The sequence below is a fragment of the Schwartzia sp. (in: firmicutes) genome (assembly GCF_978017985.1).
This window is the reverse complement of the sequence record NZ_CDXDFU010000101.1, coordinates 1-2249: the sequence shown is the minus strand read 5'-3', so window position 1 is coordinate 2249 and position 2249 is coordinate 1. Positions and strand designations below refer to the sequence as shown.

General features: G+C 48.8%; 3 protein-coding genes and 1 tRNA gene. All 4 read left to right on the top strand.

Going from position 1 to position 2249, the window contains the following annotated elements; all coding sequences use genetic code 11:
* Positions 1-417 (top strand): SprT-like domain-containing protein (locus ACY69O_RS04690; RefSeq protein WP_462332308.1); only part of this gene is annotated, 417 nt, incomplete at its 5' end.
* Between the two features lie 86 nt (positions 418-503).
* Positions 504-579, top strand: a tRNA-Gln gene (locus tag ACY69O_RS04685).
* 222 nt (positions 580-801) lie between these two features.
* The gene (locus tag ACY69O_RS04680) at positions 802-927 is read left to right on the top strand and encodes a hypothetical protein (RefSeq protein WP_462332307.1); all 126 of its coding nucleotides are present in this window, start codon (positions 802-804) and stop codon (positions 925-927) included.
* Positions 928-1331: 404 nt separating this feature from the next.
* A partial coding sequence (locus ACY69O_RS04675) for a DctP family TRAP transporter solute-binding subunit (protein WP_462332306.1) occupies positions 1332-2249 on the top strand: 918 nt, incomplete at its 3' end.

Here is a 2249-nt window from a genome sequence, read left to right as displayed (position 1 = left end):
GTCCATATATCCTCGGGAGTGCGCCAGTACGGCTCCTGCCGTATGGAACGGGGCAAGAAGGATATATGCTTTCTTACCTTCAGCAGGCACCTCTTTTTCGAAGGAAATCTGGACAGGCTGCGCAATGTGGTCTGCCATGAAATGCTCCATGCCTGCCTGCCATATTCGGAGGGGCACGGACGCAGGTTCAGATTCTTCATGGAAAAGATCAATGAAGCCTTCGGCACGGAAATCTCTGTGCATTCGCCGGAGGAAACCATAAAGCAGACCGAAAAGCTCTATAAATATAAGGTAGTCTGCGGAAGCTGCGGCAACGTCACCTATTACCTCAGGGCAGGAGCGCTTATAAAGAATCCTGAGCTGTTCCGCTGCGTAAAATGCCATGAGAGCAATTTCAGGATAGAGCAGCTGAGATAAGCGGCAGCAACAAAATTTTTAGTTTTATTAAAAATATACTTGACAGTATGACAATACGGGAGTATAATACATTACGTTAACAGCGATGGGGTATCGCCAAGTTGGTAAGGCAGTGGATTCTGAATCCACCATGCGTTGGTTCGAGTCCAGCTACCCCAGCCATAAAAATTCAGCACCGCATATGCGGTGCTTTTTTTTATTGTTTTTTAGTCTGAAGGATATCCTGCTAATAAATACAAATGTGCATTCATGGCAGACTATATGGAATGATATATTTTTAAAATTGTAAAATAAATACTTGATTATCCCATAGAACAATGCTATACTGTATCCAATCTGAGTTTTACACATTTACATTACGTTACAGATGATGAGCGGAAGTAATTGACAAATGTCCTTTCCAGAGAGTCGCCGGCAGGTGCAAGGCGATATGGATATGTTGAGTTCTCGTCCGTGAGTCCGGCTGATGAAATCATCAGTCAGCCGCGTGTGGCATACGTTACAGGCTGAGAGTAAAATGCAGGGTGGTACCGTGCGGAATTCGCGCCCCGGCTGATGTGGAAACATCGGTCGGGGCTTTTCTTATGCCGGGTCTTTTTTCGTCATACTGTGTCAAAATGCTCTCGACGCAGCGATACTGCGCCGTCGAGCCTTTTTCCTTGTCTGACGGAAAAATCCCTCGACATAAATATGATTTAATGATTGCCGGGTCTTTTTTCGTCATGCGTTGTCAGCTGCCGTTCGACGTAGTGTTACTACGCCGTCGCGACATCTTTATAGCCTGACGAAAAATCCATTGGCATGAACACGATTGACTCAATCAATGTGGTTTTTGGGATAGAAGCGCGGTCAAAGAAGCAGGAGTGCGGACATTAAGTCCGTTTAGGTATCAACAAAATGAGGAGGCTGTCAAAATGGTAAGGTTATCTAAGGTATTTCGAATGGCATTGATTGGAATGCTGGTAGCGGCTATGGCACTGGCTGCAGGCTGCGGAGCGAGCAAATCCGCATCGCAGAGCGGCGGCGCGGGCGGTAAGGTGGAGCTTAAACTCGCGTATCATCTGCCGGTTGACCATCATCTTTCAAAGAGCATTGAGCGTTTTGCAAAGCGCGTAAACGAGAAGTCAAACGGCCAGATTACGGTTACAACGTATCCTGCGGGCCAGCTCTATACGGATAAGAGCATGAACGATGCCATCATGTCGGGCGGCCTTGATATGGGCCTCAACTCCACGGCTATGTGGACGACGGTGGTTCCGGTTCTGAACGTCCTCGACGTTCCGTTCCTGCTCCCGAACTACGACTCCGTTGCGAAGGCTATCGACGGCGGTCTTGGAAAGACTCTCGGCGAGGAAATGGAAAAGAAGGGCGTATATCCTCTGATGTGGGCAGATTACGGCTATGTGCAGTTCGCAAACAACGCACGTCCGCTGCAGAAGCCTGAGGATTTCAAGGGACTGCAGCTCCGCGGCTACGGCCAGATTCCTGCTGAAACCATCAAGGCGCTTGGCGCTTCTCCTGTAACAATGGGCTCCGGCGAGGTCTACATGGCTATTCAGCGCGGCACGATTGACGGTCAGACCTCCGGTACAACGGCTATGTTCAGCCGCAAAATCTATGAGGTTGCAAAATATCTTACAATGACGAACCACGCATTCTGCGAGTTTGTTGTAGCAGTAAATAAGGCTAAATGGGACAGCCTCTCCGCAGAGCAGAAGAAGATTCTGACGGACGCTGCCAACGAAACGCGTGATGAAATCCGCAAGGAAACAAAGGCTGCCGACCTTGAGTCTATGGAGGCTCTGAAGAAGCAGGGCATGGAGGTCTATGAG